The organism is Nocardia sp. bgisy118, from assembly GCF_057708605.1.
Genome location: NZ_JBYISM010000015.1, coordinates 135,369 through 154,567, shown reverse-complemented (window position 1 = coordinate 154,567; position 19,199 = coordinate 135,369). Strand labels below are relative to the sequence as shown.

Annotated in this window: 17 protein-coding genes; 7 read left to right on the top strand and 10 right to left on the bottom strand. The window is 66.2% G+C overall.

Annotated elements, in window-relative coordinates; translation table 11 throughout:
• Positions 1 to 28: 28 nt before the first annotated feature.
• Both AC3EO7_RS19875 and AC3EO7_RS19870 read right to left on the bottom strand, forming a co-directional pair.
• On the bottom strand, positions 29 to 1,660 hold the full coding sequence (locus AC3EO7_RS19875) for a glycoside hydrolase family 13 protein (RefSeq protein ID WP_435592039.1): 1,632 nt from the start codon (positions 1,658 to 1,660) through the stop codon (positions 29 to 31).
• 85 nt (positions 1,661 to 1,745) lie between these two features.
• Positions 1,746 to 2,150, bottom strand: coding sequence for a globin (locus AC3EO7_RS19870; protein ID WP_431962602.1), 405 nt, complete (start codon positions 2,148 to 2,150; stop codon positions 1,746 to 1,748).
• A gap of 238 nt (positions 2,151 to 2,388) precedes the next feature.
• On the opposite strand from AC3EO7_RS19870, the gene AC3EO7_RS19865 reads away from it, so the two are divergent.
• Positions 2,389 to 3,105, top strand: a complete 717-nt coding sequence (locus AC3EO7_RS19865; RefSeq protein WP_431963563.1) for an HNH endonuclease — start codon at positions 2,389 to 2,391, stop codon at positions 3,103 to 3,105.
• Between the two features lie 3 nt (positions 3,106 to 3,108).
• Here AC3EO7_RS19865 and AC3EO7_RS19860 read toward each other — a convergent pair whose 3' ends face one another.
• Complete coding sequence (locus tag AC3EO7_RS19860; protein WP_435592038.1) at positions 3,109 to 3,675, bottom strand: helix-turn-helix domain-containing protein; 567 nt, start codon at positions 3,673 to 3,675, stop codon at positions 3,109 to 3,111.
• 79 nt (positions 3,676 to 3,754) lie between these two features.
• Between AC3EO7_RS19860 and AC3EO7_RS19855 the strand changes: the two genes are divergently transcribed.
• Both AC3EO7_RS19855 and AC3EO7_RS19850 read left to right on the top strand, forming a co-directional pair.
• Positions 3,755 to 4,579: an AzlC family ABC transporter permease gene (locus tag AC3EO7_RS19855; protein WP_435592037.1), complete on the top strand. Its 825-nt coding sequence runs from the start codon at positions 3,755 to 3,757 to the stop codon at positions 4,577 to 4,579.
• Positions 4,576 to 4,887 (top strand): AzlD domain-containing protein, encoded by a 312-nt coding sequence (locus AC3EO7_RS19850; RefSeq protein ID WP_435592036.1) that lies wholly within the window; start codon positions 4,576 to 4,578, stop codon positions 4,885 to 4,887. Before AC3EO7_RS19855 ends, AC3EO7_RS19850 begins: the two co-directional genes overlap by 4 nt.
• A gap of 208 nt (positions 4,888 to 5,095) precedes the next feature.
• Here the strand turns inward: AC3EO7_RS19850 and AC3EO7_RS19845 are convergent, their stop codons facing one another.
• The 7 genes from AC3EO7_RS19845 to AC3EO7_RS19815 all read right to left on the bottom strand — a co-directional run bounded on the left by AC3EO7_RS19845 (position 5,096) and on the right by AC3EO7_RS19815 (position 15,286).
• Entirely contained in the window at positions 5,096 to 5,761 is a 666-nt protein-coding gene (locus AC3EO7_RS19845) for a DUF8185 domain-containing protein (protein ID WP_431962594.1), read from the bottom strand.
• A 45-nt stretch (positions 5,762 to 5,806) separates the two neighbouring features.
• On the bottom strand, positions 5,807 to 6,232 hold the full coding sequence (locus AC3EO7_RS19840; RefSeq protein ID WP_431963561.1) for an acyl-CoA thioesterase: 426 nt from the start codon (positions 6,230 to 6,232) through the stop codon (positions 5,807 to 5,809).
• A gap of 400 nt (positions 6,233 to 6,632) precedes the next feature.
• Positions 6,633 to 11,582: an NAD-glutamate dehydrogenase gene (locus AC3EO7_RS19835; RefSeq protein ID WP_435592035.1), complete on the bottom strand. Its 4,950-nt coding sequence runs from the start codon at positions 11,580 to 11,582 to the stop codon at positions 6,633 to 6,635.
• A 462-nt stretch (positions 11,583 to 12,044) separates the two neighbouring features.
• Positions 12,045 to 13,721, bottom strand: a complete 1,677-nt coding sequence (gene ettA, locus AC3EO7_RS19830; RefSeq protein WP_431962590.1) for an energy-dependent translational throttle protein EttA — start codon at positions 13,719 to 13,721, stop codon at positions 12,045 to 12,047.
• Between the two features lie 113 nt (positions 13,722 to 13,834).
• Positions 13,835 to 14,221 (bottom strand): single-stranded DNA-binding protein, encoded by a 387-nt coding sequence (locus AC3EO7_RS19825; protein ID WP_435592034.1) that lies wholly within the window; start codon positions 14,219 to 14,221, stop codon positions 13,835 to 13,837.
• Between the two features lie 390 nt (positions 14,222 to 14,611).
• Positions 14,612 to 15,073 carry a hypothetical protein gene (locus AC3EO7_RS19820; RefSeq protein WP_435592033.1) on the bottom strand — a complete coding sequence of 154 codons (462 nt, stop codon included), beginning with the start codon at positions 15,071 to 15,073 and terminating at the stop codon, positions 14,612 to 14,614.
• Positions 15,074 to 15,139: 66 nt separating this feature from the next.
• Complete coding sequence (locus AC3EO7_RS19815) at positions 15,140 to 15,286, bottom strand: hypothetical protein (protein WP_435592032.1); 147 nt, start codon at positions 15,284 to 15,286, stop codon at positions 15,140 to 15,142.
• A 553-nt stretch (positions 15,287 to 15,839) separates the two neighbouring features.
• On the opposite strand from AC3EO7_RS19815, the gene AC3EO7_RS19810 reads away from it, so the two are divergent.
• From AC3EO7_RS19810 to AC3EO7_RS19795, 4 genes are all read left to right on the top strand, one after another.
• On the top strand, positions 15,840 to 16,169 hold the full coding sequence (locus AC3EO7_RS19810) for a hypothetical protein (protein WP_435592031.1): 330 nt from the start codon (positions 15,840 to 15,842) through the stop codon (positions 16,167 to 16,169).
• The gene (locus tag AC3EO7_RS19805; RefSeq protein ID WP_435592030.1) at positions 16,159 to 16,659 is read left to right on the top strand and encodes a DUF6879 family protein; all 501 of its coding nucleotides are present in this window, start codon (positions 16,159 to 16,161) and stop codon (positions 16,657 to 16,659) included. The genes AC3EO7_RS19810 and AC3EO7_RS19805 overlap by 11 nt, the downstream gene beginning before the upstream one ends.
• Positions 16,656 to 17,504 (top strand): helix-turn-helix domain-containing protein, encoded by an 849-nt coding sequence (locus AC3EO7_RS19800; RefSeq protein ID WP_435592029.1) that lies wholly within the window; start codon positions 16,656 to 16,658, stop codon positions 17,502 to 17,504. Before AC3EO7_RS19805 ends, AC3EO7_RS19800 begins: the two co-directional genes overlap by 4 nt.
• A 667-nt stretch (positions 17,505 to 18,171) precedes the next feature.
• On the top strand, positions 18,172 to 19,149 hold the full coding sequence (locus AC3EO7_RS19795) for an AAA family ATPase (protein ID WP_435592028.1): 978 nt from the start codon (positions 18,172 to 18,174) through the stop codon (positions 19,147 to 19,149).
• Positions 19,150 to 19,199 lie beyond the last annotated feature (50 nt).

The following is a 19,199-nucleotide window of genomic DNA, read 5'->3' as shown; positions in this document are numbered from 1 at the left end:
GGCCTCCCGTTCACCGCTCGACCCTGCCTCAGACCAGCCAGGCCGTCGCGTCGGGCGGCAGCTGCCCGTTCGACAGCGGTGCGCTGGCCAACAGCAGTTCGCCGGGCGGCAGCGGGATCGGCGCCGCGCTCGCGTTGAGCACGCAGACCAGCCCGCCGGGGCGGCGGAAGGCGAGGCACCCCGCAGGGCTGCCGTACCACTCGATCCGTGGACCCGCGAATTCCGGTCGCAGACCGCGCAATTCGATCGCCATCCGGTACAGCGAGAGGGTCGACCCGAGTTCCTCCAACTGTGCCTCCACGCTCAACCCGGCCCACTCCGGCGGGATCGGCAGCCAGGAGCGCTCGGCCGCGGTGAACCCGAACGGCGGCCGCTCGCCCTCCCACGGGATCGGCACTCGGCAGCCGTCGCGCCCGCGTTCGGTGTGCCCGGACCGCTCCCATAGGGGGTCCTGCAAAACGTCCTCGGGTAGATCGTCCACGTTCGGCAGGCCCAGTTCGGCGCCGTTGTAGACGAACACCGACCCGGGCAGGGCCAGCTCGACAAGGATCATCGCCTTGGCTCGCGCCAATCCGGTCGCGCCGCCGCCGTACCTGGTGACCTCGCGTTCGACGTCGTGATTGGACAACGTCCAGGTGGGCGCGGCGCCGACGGGGGCCACCGCGGCCAGCGAGTTGTCGATGGCGTGGCGCACCGCGTCGGCGCTGAACGGGGTCTCGGCCAGACGGAAGTTGAAGGCCAGGTGCAGTTCGTCGGGTCGCACGTACTCGCCGAAGCGGGTGTTGTCGTCGACCCAGACCTCCCCGATGGACACCGCGTGCGGGTATTCGTCGATCACCTTGCGGATGCGCCGGTGGATGTCGTGCACGCCGGGGTTGTTGAAGCGCGGGTCGCTGTCGTCGTGGATCAGCATCTTGGTGGAGACGGTCTCCAGGTCCGGCAGGCCAGGCGGTTTGGCCATGCCGTGCGCCACGTCGATGCGGAACCCGTCCACCCCGCGGTCGAGCCAGAAGCGCAGCGTGTGCTCGAAATCCGCGACGACCTCGGGGTTTTCCCAGTTCAGGTCGGGCTGTTCGGGCGCGAACAGGTGCAGGTACCACTGGCCTGGCGTGCCGTCGGGCTCGGTGACCCTGGTCCACGCGGGGCCTCGGAAAATGCTCGGCCAGTTGTTGGGTGGTTCATCGCCGTGGGGTCCGCGCCCGTCGCGGAAGATGTAGCGCGCCCGTTCCGCGCTGCCCGGCGCGGCGGCGAGCGCCGCGTGGAACCAGGGGTGCTCGCGGCTGGTGTGGTTCGGCACCAAATCCATGGTGACCTTGAGTTTCCGGGCGTGCGCCTCGGTGACGAGCTGGTCGAAGGCGGCCATGCCACCGAAGAGCGCGTCGATGTCGCGCGGGTCGGCGACGTCGTAGCCACCGTCGGCCATCGGCGAACGCATCACCGGGCAGATCCACAGCGCGTCGATGCCGAGCAGTTCCAGATAGCCGAGCTTCTCGCGGACGCCACCGAGATCACCGATGCCGTCGCCGTCGGAATCGGCGAAGGACCTCGGGTAGACCTGGTAGAACACGGCGGATCGCCACCACTCTCGGTCACTGCGATCCGCAGGCGCCTGCGCGGCGGGTGTAGCTGTCACGTTCGCAATAGTGCCAAAGAGAATCATCGAATTCCCCTCGGGCGAGGGCATGTCCCACTATCTGGCTAATTCACAGCGAATCGATCTCCGCGCCCCGGGGCCGCGCAGCGGCTCACATCGGCGCGTTCACCAGCGAATACGCCGCCATCTCCAGGTATTCGAGCAGTGCCTTGCGGCGCAGGTCGTCGAGGACGTCCGGCTCGATCTCGGCGACGGCGATCCGCATGCAGCGCAGCCAGGCGTCGCGTTCGAGCGGGCCGATGGTGAACGGCATGTGCCGCATGCGCAGTCGCGGGTGGCCGCGTTCGTCGGAGTAGGTGCGCGGACCGCCCCAGTACTGTTCGAGGAACATGCGCAGCCTGCGCTCGGCGGGGCCGAGGTCCTCCTCCGGGTAGAGCGGGCGCAGGATCTCGTCGGCGGCCACCTCGCGATAGAACACCGCCACGATCCGCCGGAAGGTCTCCGCGCCGCCGACCGCCTCGTAGAACGACGTCGTGGTCTGCTCGCCCGAACTCATCAGGTCCTCTCGATTGGTCGAATCCCGCACTCCATTGTGCCCGTCGCGAAGCGAGCCGCCACGGCAGGACGGACCGCGCGACGGCGGTCCAGATAGCGGAGCGGCGGCTCTTCAGCGGCAGTTGACCCAACATTGTGCGAAATCACCGTGCAATGAGGCGGGTTCCATGGTCATATTGGTGGCAGTCTCCGCGGAGATATCACATGATCTTGAAGCTGACGAAATCGGGGTCACCCACATGAAGCAGCGGCATGGCCGGTCACACGAGGCCAGGACCCACCGACAACTAAAGCCCGCCGACGTCCACAATCGTGGGTCGGGGGCTACTCCGCTGCACATCTTGTCCGACCATCATCCGGGAACGCCGCATCGCCCCGGTGAGCCTCCTCGCGCCGATCACGGCCACCACCTCACGCCGGTCCAGTCCGAGACCGCCAACTGGTTGAAGCGCCGGGTGTTGCTTCTGAACGCCACCTACGAGCCGCTCACCGCGCTGTCCGCCCGCCGTGCCGTCGTCCTGCTCATCTGCGACAAAGCCGACGCCGTGCACCACAATCCCGAAGGACCGGTAGTCCATTCCGCCGGGGCCGAGGTGGCTGTTCCCTCCGTCATCCGACTGCGCACCTACGTGCGCGTTCCCTATCGCGCCCGCGTCCCGATGACCAGGGCCGCGCTCATGCACCGCGACCGCTATCGCTGCGGATACTGCGGCGGCAAGGCCGAGACCATCGATCACGTCATCCCGCGCAGCCGCGGCGGCGAGCACTCGTGGGAGAACTGCGTGGCCAGCTGCGCGCCGTGCAACCACCGCAAGGCCGACAAGTTGCTCAGCGAGCTCGGCTGGACGCTGCGTTCGCCGTTGATCTCCCCGCAGGGCCCGCACTGGCGGCTGCTGTCCACGACTTCCGACCTGGATCCGCTCTGGTTGCAGTACCTCGGCGAAGGGGCCGCCTGAGGTTCAGCCGTACTCGATGACGAGCGTCGCCCAGGTTCCGGGTTCGAGCGCCTCGAAGACGTGCGGCGCGTCACCCGGGTACGCGATGTAGTCGCCCGGTCCCAGCTCCACCGGAGCCTCGATCGGCCCCACCAGAGCCCGGCCCGTCGCCAGCAGCACATGTTCGACGACGCCGGGGATGTGCGGATCCGATTCGCGGGGGTGGCCGGGTTCGGCGGTGATGCGGAAGAGGTCGCGGCGGGCGTTCGGCATACCGGACGCGAGCAGCGTCGCCCGGTACTCCGACTGCTCGGCCGCGACGACGGGGCCCTCGCCCGCGCGGATGACGTGAACGGCGGGCCGCGGCGGGTCCAGCAGCCGCGAGAACGGCATGTCCAGCGCGACGCACAGCGCCCACAGTGTCTCGAGGCTCGGATTGCCGCTCCCCGATTCCAGTTGCGACAGCGTCGATTTCGCGATACCCGCCCGGTTGGCCACCTCGCTGAGGGAGAGCCCGGCACGGGTGCGCTCGCGGCGCAGCGAGGCGGCGATGACCGCCTGCGGCGTCGTCGTCGTGTGGTTCTGCGCCATTCCCAGCTCCCGTCGAGTCCGAACCGCCCAACAGAAAACCATATTGACGAACCGGCCTGCCATGTTCACTATAAGCTACATGCGTTCGATATGGCGAACACTGGATCGGGACACGTTGTCCGGCATCGCGGCGGTCTGCCTCGCGGTCGGCGTCATCGGCGTGTCCTACGGTACGACTGCGGTGGCCGAGGGTTTCCCGGTGTGGCTGCCCATTCTGCTCGGCACCGTCGTGCTGGCGGGCGGCGCGGAATTCCTGTTCATCGGCATCGTCGCCGCGGGCGGCAATCCGATCGCCGCCACCCTGACCGGGCTGCTGGTCAACGCGAGGCATCTGCCCTACGGGTTGTCGGTGCCCGACGTGGTCGGCACCGGGTGGCGGCGCCTGATCGGCGTGCACGTGATGAACGACGAGGCGGTCGCGATGGCGCTCGCCGAATCCGGGCCCGACCGCCGCCGCGCCGTCTACTGGGCCTGCGGGCTCGGCGTCCTGCTCGCCTGGCCGGGCGGCGCGGCGCTCGGCGCGTTCATCGGCACGGTGGTGCCCGACACCTCGGTCTTCGGCCTGGACGCGGTGTTTCCGGCGGTGCTGCTTGCCCTGGTCGTTCCCGCGCTGCGCGATCGGACCACCTGCGGCGCGGTGTGCGCAGGCACCGCCGTCGCGGTGCTCAGCGCGCCGTTCCTGCCCGCGGGTCTGCCGGTGCTGCTTGCGCTCTCCGGAGTGGTCGTCGCCGCGATCGATCTCGGACGAACCGCCAGGGACGCGCCGGGTTCCGTGAGCACCGGCAGCCCGGCATGCGCTGGGCCAACGCCAGTGCCGCGCGCCCCGGACGACGAGCGGGCCGACAACGAGACCGATATGCCGAACGACGACCCGTGCGACTGCGGAGTGAGGGAATCCCGATGATGCTGGCCGCCGGAGTGATCGCCCTCGCCGCGGGCACCTACGCGTTCCGCTGGGCCGGACCCGCGCTGCGCAGCCGCGTGCGCTTCCCGGAACGCGCGCGCCAACTGCTCGAGATCGGCGCGGTCGTGCTGCTCGCCGCGCTGGTGGCCGTGACGACGCTGCCGTTCGGGACCGGGCACGTCGGCGTCGCGCTGCCCGCCGGGGTGGTCGTCGGTGGTGTACTCGCGTGGCGGCGCAGTCCGCTGCTTGTCGTCATCTTGGCCGCCGCGGCCACTACCGCCGCGCTGCGGCTCGTCGGAGTTTCCTGATCTGCCGCACAGGCTCGGCGACACGCCTGCCACGCCGCGGCACTAGAGGCGCAGCCGACACCAGCCCGGCCCGGCGGGGTCCCCGCGTGGCGGCGCACTGCTGCTGGTCGCCATCCTGGCGGCCGCGGCGACGGCCGAGGCGCTACCGGCCCGCTGCCCATTGCTCCCGCGTCGTCTCGCCGACGGCGCTGTCCTCGTTCGCGGGCGTTCAGCTGGGCAGCAGCGGGATACTGCCCGCGCGGCGGCGGGCGACCGAACCGTAGCGCGCGTCGAGACGCAACCAGGTGGCGGTCGCGCGCACGCGGACGATCTCGGCGGGCGGGATGCGGCGGGACTCGGCCTTGTCACCGGAGTGCGGGATGAAATCCATGGCGGTGAGCGCGAAGACGACGCGCATCGGCACCTCCACCGCCGTGTCGGCGGCCGAGACAGTGAGCACGGTCTGGTCGAGCAGCGAGGCGGGCGGCCCGTGCTGGCTGCCGTGCTTCTTGGCCAATTCCGCACCGCGCTCGGCCAATTCGACGAGCGTGCGAGCGGGCACATCGTCGACGTGCGCGAATCCGGCGACCGGCGGCAGCGCACCGCGCCAGGCCGAGTCCATCGAGTACCCCAGGTCGATCGGGCTGCCCGTACTCAGCCCGGCCAGCACCGAGTCGGCGCCGACGGTCACATCGTCCACGCCGAGTTCGGCGATCACCGTGCGCACCGCGAGCGCCTCGAAACCCGTAGCCACCCAGGCGGATACATAGCGCTCGCCGCGGCGGCGCAGCCGCACCACCGCGGCGGGGTCGAGCCGCACCACCCTGCTCAGGAAGGTAGCGAGGTTCTCCCGTTCGGCCGGATCGGAAACGTGCAGCACCCGCTGCTCTGCCATCACAACCGTTCTGTCGTCAGCGGACCGGCGCTCAGCACGTCGCGGTCACTTGTCCATCCACTCGGCGAGGTATTCGCGCTCCGGCTCGGTGAGGCGGCGCAGGCGCTGGGTGTCGATGTCGAACGCGGCGAGCTGGGTGGTGGCGACCACGGCGGGCGGCGAATCCGGCGCCGCGCCGTTGGCCCGCACTTCGTAGCCGACCGTGAAATCGACCGCGCGCAGCCGCTCGATCCACATCGCGATGTCGAGCGGGGTGTCCTCGTGGCGCAGCTGTCCGCGGTAGCGCACGTGCAGGTCGGCGAGGACGCAACCGGACCGCATCGCGGCGGTCGGGCGGCCGTCCTCGAACAGCCACGGGATCCGCGCCTCTTCCAGCAGCGTCACCATCCTGGCGTGGTTGACGTGCTGGAACACGTCCATATCGGACCACCGGATCTCTACCTTGGCGTGAAAACGCTTGGGCAGCAGCACGGAACCACCGTGGGCCTTCCTGTCACCGTTCAACGAATTCGTCACTGTGTGGTACCTCCGGTGGACGCCCAGTCACTCACCAGGACGCACACGCTGCGGCGCCGCAACAGGCAGACGAGGCGAGATCGTGGGTCTGGAAAATCCGACAACTCCGACACTGCGACCCGGGGCGCGCCCGGACCGAGACCGATCTTCGACAACCAGTATCGCAATCTCGGCCGGACGAGTCCTGCCGGGGGCGGTCGGCGGGGGTCTCACCGTCTCGGCGCGACCCCCGCCGCGTGCCCGTGTCGATGCGGCCGGACACCACCCGTTCCCGGTCCGCGCATGGCCCGGAACCTACGTGATCGACGCCGCCGGACGCCGTCCGTGCGCGGCCGCGGCGAAGGCGGAAGTACGCCTAGCGCGGCACCTCCGACTGCGCGCCGACACCGCTGACCATGCTGCGCACCTGCCGCGCCGCCACCGACAGCGTCGCCAGGTCGTGCGCGCCGGATTCGAACAGTTCCGACAGCGCCGCCCGGGCGCGCCCCAGCCTGGACTGGTTCTTCGACTCCCAGTAGGCGATCTTCTCGTCGGCGGTCTCCTCCGGTTCACCGGCGGACAGCACGTCGAGGGTGAGCGAGCGCAGCGAACCGTACATGTCGTCGCGCAGCGCCAGCCTGGCCAGCGCGTGCCAGCGATCGCCGCGCTCCAGGTGACTCACCGCCTGGAGCAACCAGTCGATCTTGAGGTGGTCGTTCAGCGCGTAGTACAGCGCGCCGACCTCCTCGCCGTCGCGGTCGGTGATGTCGGCGATGTCGAGCACGTCGAGCAGCGGGAACATGTTCAGCAGGTCGAACACCTCGGTGGCCAGGTCGGTCGGCGCGCCGCGCGCGATCAACTCGGCGGACTGATCGGTCAGCGTCGCCACGTGGTGGCCGCGCAACCAGCCGGGCACCTTCGAGGCCAGCTCGCGCACGCCCCGGCTGTACCGGTTGATCTCGGCCCCGACCGCGACCGGCTGCGGACGGTTGCTGAGCAGCCAGCGCGAGGCCCGGTCGAGGGTGCGCTTGGTCTCCAGCTCCAGTTCGTCGCGCACCGAGATCGGGATGTCGGCCGAACGGATCCGCGCCCACATGGTGTGCAGATCGAAGATCTCGGTGGTCGCGGCGAAGGCGCGCACCGCGTCGATGGTCGTCGCCCCGACCTCTTCGGTCAGCCGGAACACGTAACTGATCCCGCCGTAGTCCACCACCTCGTTGGCGATCATGGTGGTGACGATCTCCCGGCGCAGCCGGTGCTTCTTGATGGCGCCGCCGAAACGGGCCCGCAGCGGTGTCGGGAAGTACTCCGGCAGCCGGGCCGCGAAGTGGGCCATGTCCGGCAGATCCGAGTCGAGCAGGTCAACCTTGAGCGAAAGCTTCACGTGCGCCATGAGATTGGCCAGTTCCGGCGAGCACAGGCCCCCGCCGTCCTCTTGCCGCCGTTTCATCTCCGCGTCGGAGGGCAGCGCCTCGAGCTCGCGATCCAGGCCGCGGCGCTGTTCCAGTTCGTCGACGAGCCGCATGTTGACGTTCATCATGCGCGGCGCCTCGAAGCGCGACATGCCCATCAGGAAGTTCTGGGACACGTTGTCCCGCAACACCATCCTGGCGACCTCGTCGGTCATCGACGCCAGCAGCGGATTGCGCTCCTCTTCCCGCAACAGCCCGCCGCTGACCACGCCGTCGAGCAGGACCTTGATATTGACCTCGTGGTCGGAGCAATCCACGCCCGCGGAGTTGTCCAGCGCGTCGGTGTTCATCTTGCCGCCGTGGCTGGTGAACTCGATGCGACCGAGCGCGGTGGCGCCCAGGTTGCCGCCCTCGCCGATCACCCTGACCCGCAACTGGTTTCCGTTGACGCGCACCGCGTCGTTGGACTTGTCGCCCACGTCGGCGTTGGATTCGGTGCTCGCCTTGATGTAGGTGCCGATGCCGCCGTTCCACAGCAGTTGCGCGGGCGCGAGCAGGATCGCGCGCACCAGCTCCGGCGGGGCGAGCGATTCGACCTCGTCGCCGAGGCCGAGCGCCGCCCGGGCCTGCGGGCTGATCGGCACGGACTTCACCGTGCGATCCCAGACGCCGCCGCCCGCGCTGATCAGCGAGGCGTCGTAGTCCGCCCACGAGGACCGCGGCAAGGCGAACATGCGCTGCCGCTCCCGGTACGACCGCGCGGCATCGGGATTCGGATCGAGGAAGATGTGCCGGTGGTCGAACGCCGCGACCAGGCGGATGTGCTCGGAGAGCAGCATGCCGTTGCCGAACACGTCGCCGCTCATGTCGCCGATGCCGACCACGGTGAAATCCTCGGTCTGGGTATCGATGTCCATCTCGCGGCAGTGGCGCTTCACGCTCTCCCACGCACCCTTGGCGGTGATGCCCATGGCCTTGTGGTCGTAGCCCGCCGAGCCGCCGGAGGCGAACGCGTCGCCGAGCCAGAATCCGTAGCTCTGGGCCACGTCGTTGGCGATGTCGGAGAAGGTCGCGGTGCCTTTGTCGGCGGCGACCACCAGGTAGGTGTCGTCGGCGTCGCGGCGGATCACCCGGGCGGGCGGCAGCACCCGGCCGGTGGTCAGGTCGACGTTGTCGGTGAGGTCGAGCAGGCCGGAGATGAAGGTGCGGTAGCAGGCGACGCCTTCCGAGCCGAGCGCCTGCCGGTCGGCGACCGGGTCGCCGGTCGCCGCGGGCGGCTGCTTCACCACGAATCCGCCCTTGGCGCCGACCGGGACGATCACCGCGTTCTTCACCGCCTGCGCCTTCACCAGGCCCAGGATCTCGGTGCGGAAATCCTCCAGGCGGTCCGACCAGCGCAGGCCGCCGCGCGCCACGGGACCGAACCGCAGGTGCACGCCCTCGACCCGGGGCGAGTACACGAAGATCTCGAATTGCGGTCGCGGCTTGGGCAATTCGGCGATCTCACGCGGCTCGACCTTCATCGAGACGTAGTCGCGCGACATGCCCTCGGCGTCGGTCACATAGTAGTTGGTGCGCAGCGTCGCCTTGACGAGGCCGAGGATCGCGCGCAGGATCCGGTCGGCGTCCAGGCTCACCACTTCATCGATGCGCGCGCGCAGCTGGGTCTCCAGCTCGGCGGCGTGCTCGGCCGAGACGATGTCCGGATCGAACCGCGCGGTGAACAGGTCGACGAACAACCGCGCCACATCCGGCGAGGTCAGCAGCACCCGGGCGATGTTGGCCTGACTGTACGGAAAGCCGGCCTGCTGAAGGTATTTCGCGTAGGTGCGCAGGATCGACACCGCTCGCCACGGCAGCCGCGCCCGCAGCACCAGCTCGTTGAGCCCGTCGGCCTCGGCGCGGCCGTACCAGACCGCCTCGAAGGCATCGGTGAAGCGTTCACGCAGCCCGCGCACCTCCGCCTCCAGCGCGTCGGCGCGCGCCGGGGACTCCAGCAGTTCCGCGTCCAGATCGCGGTCCAAGGAGCTGCGCAGCAGTTCGGGGCGGGCCAGCAGGCCGAAATCGTAGATCCAGCGCTCCACGCTCGCGCCGCCGGGCGCGGTCGGCTCCAGCTGAATCTGGTAGGGCCGCTCGTCGACCACCTCGACGCCGAGGCTCTGCAACACCGGAAGCACCTGGCTCAGCGAGATGCCGGTGCCGCCGATGTAGAGGGTGAAGCGCCACGAGCCGGGCTCCGACTCCGGCTTGCGGTAGAGGTGCTGGGCGATGGCGCCCTCCGCCAAGCGCTCCAGCCTGCCGATGTCGCGCAGGGCGCGGCCGGGGCTGAAGTCCTGCTTGTACCCCTCGGGGAAGGCCGCGGCGTAGCGCTGCACCACGGCCGGGTCGAGCACCGTCGAGGTGCTCACCTCGTCGTTGAGATGGTCGTCCCACGTGTTGCTCGCCTCGGCGAGCAGGCGCTGGATGCGCAACCGGTTGGCTTCGGAGGTGTCAGCGACGACGGGCGCCTCGCTGGGCACGGCGGGCGCGGTGAACTCGGCGTCGGGCATCCGCACCGTGAAATACACACTGGCGAGCTCGCTTTCGCTCACCCGCGCGGAATAGTCGATGGAGACGCCGCCCAATTCGCGGACCAGGATCTCCTGCATCTCCAGCCGCACCCGGGTGGTGTAGCGGTCGCGCGGCAGGTACACCATGCAGGCCACGAAACGGCCGTAGGTGTCCAGGCGCAGGAAGAGCCGGACCTGGCGGCGCAGGCCCACGTTGAGCACCGCGGTGGCGGTGCGCCGCATCGTCTCGTTGTCGGAGGAGAACAGCTCGGTGCGCGGGAAACTCTGGATGACCTCGAGCATGGCCTGGCCGGAGAAGGAGTCCAGATCGAAACCGCTCTCCTCGATCACCGCGCGCACCCGGCGACCGATCATCGGGATGTCGAGCACGTTCTCGTGCATAGCCGTCACGGTGAACACACCGATGAACAGGTGCTCGCCGATGATCGCGCCGGACGCGTCGAAATCGGCGACCCCGACGAAATACGGGTACACCGAACGATGCACGGTGGCGGGCACCAGACCCTGGATCAGGGTCAGCAACGGTCGATCGGCGCCGTTGACCGGTACCCGGAAATCGGTGCCGACGTCCGGGCGCAGCACGCCGAGGCAGGTGCCGGGCAGCGGATTCGACACCGTCTTCTCGCCCTCGGTGCTGAGGCGGTACCGGGCGTAGCCGAGCACCGTGAAATTACCCTCGCCGAGCCAGCGCAACAGATTGGCGCAATCGACCAGATCGGTCGCGGGGAACGGCGCGACACCGGATTTCGCCGCCTTCTCCAGGTCGTCGGCCAAGGCGCGCTGGACAGTTTCGATGGCCTCGGTGTCACCGATCACCTGCCGGACGTCGGCGACCACGTCCGGCATGGAGTCTTCGATCCGCTCGAGCTGAGCGCGGCTGGTCGACGGGTGCAATTGCAGGTGCATCCAGGACTCGCGCAGCGGCATCGAGCCGTTGGCGTCGACCTCGTGCGGCACCGCCCTTGTCAACCGGCCGTCCGCGTCGCGCTCCACCTCGAACATCGGATGGATGACCTCGCTGACGCTCACCCCGATCCGGCTCAGCGACGAGGTGATCGATTCGACCAGCAGCGCCATATCGTCGGTCACGACCTGGACCGCGGCGCCGAGCCCGGACCCGTCGTCCGGGTGATAGACCCGGACCAAGGCGCGCCCGGACTGGCGCGTCATGGCCAATTCCAGGTGTCGCCGGAAAATCTGGGTGATGCCAGTGATCGCACAGTCCACATCGCCCGCGTCGACGTGGCGGAAATACGCCTCCTCGAGGGGAGCGAGATCACCGCGCAGCGCCTGCGGCAAACTCGCGACCCACGCCGCACCGGACAATTCGGACGAGACCGTCATTTTTTCGCCAACTCCCTCGGATTCGGTTCCGCAACAAAGTGACGCCGGTCCGAGGGTAACTGTGCCGTGCTGGCGCGGGGGTGAATTCCCTTCCAATTGCAGGGTGTTCACCGATACCGAGCGTTCGCCGCTGAATTGCCGAGGTCGATGATCTCGGCACAGCACCCGATCGGACCGGCAACGTCACGTAGACGCGATCGCGGTGGGAAGGACCCATTGCCCGGACAGCGCCTGCGCATGCACGGTTCCTACCCTATACGCGTCAGCGGACTAAGTCCTTCTGAAATCGCGCATGGTCGAAGCCGAGACGAAAGTGCGCCGCAGCCGGTTTCGCGGGCGAGAGGGAGAGGACCGAATTTCCTTCGATCGAGCGCGGGCCCGCGGGTTATTACTCCGCAGTTTCTTCGATGAAGCGGCCGTGCGTCGGGGCGATGCGCGCGGCGATCGCCCCGACGACGGGTGTCAGTCGCGGGTGAGCTTGCGGTGCGTCACCCGGTGCGGGCGGGCCGCCTCCGGGCCGAGACGCTCGATCTTGTTGGCCTCGTACGCCTCGAAGTTGCCCTCGAACCAGAACCACTTGGCCTCGTTGTCCGAGTCGCCCTCCCACGCCAGGATGTGCGTGCAGGTGCGGTCCAGGAACCAGCGGTCGTGGGAAATGACCACGGCGCAGCCGGGGAACTGTTCCAGCGCGTTCTCCAACGAACCGAGAGTTTCCACGTCGAGGTCGTTGGTCGGCTCGTCGAGCAGGATCAGGTTGCCGCCCTGCTTGAGCGTCATCGCCAGGTTCAGGCGGTTGCGCTCACCGCCGGAGAGCACGCCGGCCGGCTTCTGCTGATCCGGTCCCTTGAAGCCGAACGCGCTGACGTAGGCGCGCGAGGGCATCTCCTGGTTGCCGACCTGGATGAAGTCCAGGCCCTCGGAGACCACCTGCCACACGTTCTTCGTCGGGTCGATGCCCGCGCGGTTCTGGTCGACGTAGCTCAGCTTGACCGTCTCGCCGACCTTCACCTCACCGCTGTCGGGCTGCTCGAGTCCGACGATGGTTTTGAACAGGGTGGTCTTACCGACACCGTTCGGACCGATGACGCCGACAATGCCGTTGCGCGGCAAGGTGAACGACAGATCCTTGATGAGCTGGCGATCGCCGAAGCCCTTGTCCAAGTGCGAGACCTCGACGACCACACTGCCCAGACGGGGACCGTGCGGGATTTGGATCTCCTCGAAGTCCAACTTCCGCATCTTCTCGGCCTCGGCCGCCATCTCCTCGTACCTGCCGAGACGAGCCTTGTTCTTGGCCTGGCGAGCCTTGGCGCCGGAACGCACCCACGCGAGCTCTTCCTTCAGCCGCTTCTGCAGCTTCTGGTCCTTCTTGCCCTGCACCTCCAGGCGCTCGGCCTTCTTCTCCAGGTACACGGAGTAGTTGCCCTCGTAGCCGTGGGCCCGGCCGCGGTCGAGCTCGAGGATCCAGCCCGCGACGTTGTCCAGGAAGTACCGGTCGTGGGTGACGGCGAGAACCGCGCCCGAGTACTGGGACAGGTGCTGCTCGAGCCACAGCACCGACTCCGCGTCGAGGTGGTTGGTCGGCTCGTCGAGCAGCAGCAGGTCGGGCTTGCTCAGCAGCAGCTTGCACAGCGCGACGCGGCGGCGCTCACCACCGGAGAGGTTGGTGACCGGCTCGTCCGGCGGCGGGCAGCGCAGCGCGTCCATGGCCTGCTCGAGCTGGGAGTCCACGTCCCACGCGTCGGCGTGGTCCAGGTACTCCTGGAGCTTGCCCATCTCGTCCATGAGCTCGTCGGAGTAATCGGTGGCCATGAGCTCGGCGATCTCGTTGAAGCGATCGAGCTTCACCTTGACCTCGCCGAGGCCCTCCTCGACGTTGCCGCGGACGGTCTTCTCCTCGTTCAGCGGCGGCTCCTGCTGGAGGATGCCGACCGTCGCGCCCGGCGCGAGGAACGCGTCGCCGTTGTTCGGCTGGTCCAGTCCGGCCATGATCTTCAGCACGCTGGATTTACCGGCGCCGTTGGGGCCGACGACGCCGATCTTGGCGCCCGGAAGGAAGTTCAAGGTGACATCGTCGAGCACGACTTTGTCGCCGTGCGCCTTGCGAACCTTCTTCATTTGGTAGATGAACTCAGCCATACGCGGAAGCCTATCGGTCTCGGGAACAGTGGAACGAAGCAGAGCCACTCACGGCACGCGGGCATCCTCGCGCCGGATTCACCGTGCTCGCACCCGACGTTCTACGGGCGGGATCAGGCGTCGACGGGCTCGGGTGCGGCGCTTCCGGAAGGTGCGGAAGCCACGGTCGCGGCACTCTCCCCCAATTCCTCGCCGACGCGTGCACGGTCTTCAGCGCTGGATCCGACACAAGTATTCCGCATCAGCGAGCCGGGCCCGCCGCCGGTCTCCGATCGACGGCTGACCCGCGCGGTGCAGCGGGACAGATCGGGGCCGACCGCGGTGGCCCGCATCTCCAGATCGCGCCGCTCGATGCCCTCCTTGGTCCGGTACTCATGCGAACGCAGCTGCCCGTAGACGAGCACCGGGTCGCCGCGGCGCAGCGACGCGTCCACGCCGCCGACCAGGCGACGCCAGCAGGTCACCGTGAGGAACAGCGTGCCGTCACCGCCACTGCCCACCCATGCGTCCTAGTCAAGGCTCCTAGCGTCCATGCCGTCGAACGGAGAAAGGCCCCGGTTTCCCGGGGCCTCTCGGTGGAGCTATGCAATTCCCAGTGCCGCCCGCATCCAGTCCCGTGCGGTGTTGAGATCATCGCCGGGGATGGCACGGGTTGCGTAGGTCGGCTTGCTGATCCAACGACGCGAACGCCATCCGAGCATCGGGCGCACTGTCCACCAACCCATCTCCCGGTTCAGCATGTGGCCTCCACGCGTGTACTTCGGGTTCAGCCAACGCCGGGGCCGGGGTCGTGTCGCTGCCCTCCACAGGCCGGTCAGGTGATCGCGCATGGTAACCGGACCGTCGTAGTCGGCATACCGCCGCCCGTTCGGCAATCTCATGTCATCCGCCTATTTGCAGTCGTCGGCCGAAACATCACGCGTACCGGAAATGGTGTCGATAGGGCCGTATGGCCTGCCCTGGATCGTACCCACCACCTGGGCGTACATGCGCCACACTCCAGGCACACACGGAGCCGTCGCGGTGTGGGTCTGACGCGACCACGGCACCAGCCGAGTTCGGACGTGCTGACCAACGGATTCCCACTGACCGGAACCACTGAGCCGCTGCAAGCTCAGGTAGTAGTCGTGCGTGAGACCCGGATCGCCTTCGCGGGGCATGTCGCATTTCGCCCAAGCGTCTGCATGAACGTCCGGCGGTACGACTGTCGGCCGGGTGAAGATGAACCCGTTGTCACACAGCTGCCGTCGGGCCTCGGTAGGACTGACACTCGCGACGTTGCCTGTGCCAGTCAGCAGCATTGCGCTTAGCACCGCGACGATGACGAAGGTTCGAGAAATGTTGTAGTGCAAGGGATTCCCCCATCCTTTACTACCTAAGCGACCAGTGCCGCTCAGTGCTTCCGTAAGCAGCGGGCTTCAGTCGGTACCCGCGTCCTCGTGTTCGATCCGTTCGCGGATTGCCTTCACAGTGCGGTCCTTCGGTATCCGCTCAGGCCACACCAGCGCGGCTATGAACGCCGCTGCCGGTAGCCCGAACACCAATACCCAGCCGAGGGTGATCACGGCTGACGCTCCGCAGCGTCCAGCCACTCCGCAAGCCTCTCCAAGGACCCAGAGCACACCACGGCGTGACGGTTGGACATCTCCCACCCGTACGGCCAGTGGTTCACGCGCCGAATCGTGAGCGAGCGGACCGCAGCGCGGGCCGACAACGCTTCCAGCATCGGCCGGATTACCTCACTCATGCGGCCCCCGCTTCGGGTGCTCCCACTGTTTCAGCGCTTCGGCTACGCGCTGGATCAACTCCGGCCGCGCATTCCTGATCGGATACGGACGCTTGGCGTTCGGTGTGCGTTTCGGCAACGGCACGGTTTCCCTCCTGTTCCCGTTGGCAAGCACCCGGCACCGAGGAAACAGCCGAACCGATGACCTAGTGACTGGAACTCACCCGGTGCCGCGTGCTTGGACAGAGACGCTAGGGAGCCACAGAGCACGACGGCCAGGATCATGCACAACCGTGCACGGACTTCATATCGCCAGTACAGGGAATGCATCAATGGGCGATAATCGAGCTGGTATGTGCAGCATTGTGCACGAATCCGGAGGAGGGCACGTCATGCGGTTACGGTTCCTTGGCAAAGGTGGCAGCACGAACAACGGGTGTCCGTCGTTGTACGCCACTGATCAGGCGAGTTACCTGGTTCAGGGTTGGGTGACGGACAACCCCGATACGGTCGAAATCCCGCACCTGCTAACGGGGTTCGCTGAACCGGATACGTTCATCGGGTCGGCTATGACCGACACCGGCCGGGGCACGTTCACCCTGTCCGGCAGACCAGTGACCGAGCCTGAGACGCTGGCTCAGCTCGACCTTGCCGAAGACGAATCGGCTATCGAGGTCCCCAAGCTTGAAAGGACGTTCTACGGTGCTGCTAGTGCCCGATGAAGGGTTTCCGGATCTACTTCGGACCTGCAAGCGGGAGGCGTTTCACCTCGAGGTGCTCGACTCGTACGCCGAGCCAAACGAGCACGAACCGCTTCGGCGGTTTCTGGCAGGCGAACCAGACGACTACGCATGGTTCCAGCCGTGGACAGAGCTAGTACAGGAGACGACCAGCCGGGGCGTAGCGGTGACGCGGGTACGTATCGTCACGGAGCCCCACACCGACTACACCCGCTTCTCTATGCGAGTAGCCGAACTCAACACCAAAGCAGGGGAAGGCATCAGGTATCTGCCCCGGCATCTGGCCGGGGAGGTGCCACCAGATGATTTCTGGCTGTTCGATGACGAGAGAGTTATCTACTCGGCATTCGGGGAATCCGGAGGTTGGTCCGGAGCGGTAACCACCGATCCGAACATTGCCGCTTATTGCCGGAGGTTGAAAGAACGGTTCTGGTCGCTGGGTGTTCCGTATTCGGAGTACGTCACACGGTGACTGGTTCCGTTGATCAGCAGCGCGAATCTCTCGGGGCACGTCTTCGGGAGATTCGCTTTACCGCTGGACTGTCCGGCGCTGAGCTTGCGCGCCGTAATGGCTGGGATGCCAGCAAGGTTTCTAAGATCGAGTACGGCCGGATACGTCCGTCTCTGGATGACATCTCGGCGTATTGCCGTGACTGCAACGCGGAAGACCAGTTAGCAGACCTGCACGCCACCCGTCAGAACATAGATACCGCGTACCTCGAATGGCGGAAGATTCTCGGTACCGGCACCAAGCGCCGTCAGCAAGCCTCGATCAAATGGGAGTCTGAGGCTCAGATAATCCGGTCGTTTGAGCCTGTTCTCATTCCTGGTCTGCTCCAGACAGCCGACTACGCTACCGGCATTCTGCGGAAGGTTATCGAGTTCCAGCAGATACCCAATGACTTGGATGAGGGCGTATCCAAACGGATGGAACGTCAGCAAGTCCTGTACCAGCGTGACCACCTGTTTCATTTCGTCATCGCTGAGCAGGCGTTGTATACCACTGTTGGTGATGATCAGACCATGATCGGACAATTGGATAGGTTGTTGGCGGTTCAAGGAATGCCACGGGTGACACTGGGAATCATTCCGTTCATGGCACCCTTCGAGACTGCCACAACCAGTTTTCTGATGTTTGACAACAAGACGGTTCTTGTTGAGGGGATAACCGCAGAACTGAACATCACGCAGCCCCGAGAGATCAAGGTGTATCACCGAACGTTCGATGTGCTGGCCGGTCAGTCCGTGACCGGTGAGGCTGCTCGCGCGCTGATCAGGACCGCCTTGGAGCGGCGGCGCGGCCCCGAAGGACGCTAGCGGTCCTTAGGTCGGTTCTAGCTACCTAAGCCAGCACGTCTGAAACTTTTTCAACGAAATTCTTCAGCCTCGGCGCACGGCTAACACCAGCAGAAACACGCTTAGCTGGACGCTTAGCCACAGCTAAGCCCCAGGTTAGAGACCTAAGCACCGGTTGACACGTTAACTTCCGCCGCTACTCTCAAACTGTGTCCATCGGACACAGTGAGGCGAGGAACCTCCGAGTGAAGGGCAGTACGTCACCCGGCAAGCCAGACCCACGGGACAGCAGCGGACACGCGCAACTACGGCGGAAGTGCGACGGCTATAGCCCGATTCAATGACCACGACGAAAGGCCACTAATGGCAGCAACAGCACGATGCGTTACCGATATCGAATCATTCGGCGGAGATACGCTCGAAGCACTGATAGACCTCGAGGATTCGGGTTCGCTATCGATACTCACGCCGTATCGACCCGGATACGGAAGCGCTCACCTGAGTTATGCACACCAGCACTTCGGCGGGCGAGCCGACAAGGAATTAGAGACAACGTACATTCTCCCGAACGGTGCAGTTCGGGTATTGACCTGCTGGCAAGCCGTATAGCCATCACACATGAAGAGCCCCGGAGATGTCCTTAGCACCTCCGGGGCATAGCAAGTCTACCCCACGAGAGAGAAACCGAATGACCTACGAGTTCGATACGACAACATACACAGAGGCCCTGAAATTGGCTGATGAGGGAGAGACCTGGGTGGTAGAGAACATCATCGGGGCAGGGACGACACTCATCTACGGTGAAGCCAAGGTAGGTAAGTCATTCTTGGTTTCAGCGCTGATCAAGTCGCTAGCAATCGGCACCGAATTTCTCAATAAGCCAGTACCGCAGGATCGGGCGTTTTCGGTCGCCGTCTGTTGGACAGACGACATGGGAGCGCAGGAGTACAGCACCCGCATCCGAACGGTGATGCCTGCGGATGAAGCACCGGATGTACGTTTCTACCACCTGCCGATTATGCGGACTCCCGATATGTGGCAGGCGCTCTACGAGCGCGTCATGTCGGATGGGCATAACTTCGTTGTAATTGACAACCTTGCCCAAACACTGAACGGAAGCATCAACGACGATGCCGAGGTACGCAAGTTCTTCGATGGGGTTCGTCTGTTTGTCCGCGCAGGTATCCCGGTCGTCATCGTGGCTCACTCGTCGGACAAGGCAGGGGTTAACGGATTCAAGCCTGAGACGCCGATGGGCTCGGCGTATATTACTCAGGCGGTTCGGTGGAGGGTGTTTGTCAGACGGTCTAAGCGGGGCAACGTGACGCTTAAGCTGATGGGCAATCACGCTGAGCCGTACGAAATGACGCTGTACCACGGTGCCGGTGCTCGATTCGAGGTTATCGACGTAAAGACAGCAGAGGCTCTGAAAGCCAGCGCCGAGGGGGCCGCTAGGGCACGGGGCAAAGCCACCTTGGACCACAACGCGGAGGTGGCCGATTGGATCGTTGCCAACTGCCAGGGTCTTAGCGTTATGGATGTTGCTCGGAAGCTAGAACCCGAGTTCGGAGGCAAGGTCAACTCGTACAAAAGGTGGCTCAATCAGGAAGGCAAGCTTGGTATGCTGTTGGAGCGCGATGGAACCACTTGGAAGCGGCGCGGATAGTGGATATCCGCCGTATCCAGCCCTCAGGAAATCAGCAGGTCAGAGGCTGT